Below are 239 nucleotides of genomic sequence, written 5' to 3' on the forward strand. Positions count from 1 at the left end.
TCGTTCGAGACGAAGATGTTGCACACGGTCCGTGGAATGGGCTACGTACTCGAGGATCGTTCGTGACCGCGAGGAAGGTTCCCTATTCGCTTCTCAAGCGATTGACCGCTGCATTCGCGGTAGCGGCCCTTATCGTATTTGCGCTCATGGGTGCATTCCTTTATCGCTCGCTGTCGCAGGAATTGCAGCGGCGCGACGACATTGAGATTATCGGCAAGCTCGCGCAGTTTCAGGAGCTC

At 56.1% G+C, this 239-nt stretch carries 1 pseudogene; it reads left to right on the forward strand.

Annotated features, from left to right (window positions below):
• Positions 1 to 62 precede the first annotated feature (62 nt).
• Positions 63 to 239, forward strand: a pseudogene (locus tag SB753_RS40950) (two-component sensor histidine kinase); the annotation flags it as partial.

Source organism: Paraburkholderia sp. SIMBA_053 (assembly GCF_046534895.1).
GTDB lineage: Bacteria > Pseudomonadota > Gammaproteobacteria > Burkholderiales > Burkholderiaceae > Paraburkholderia > Paraburkholderia caledonica.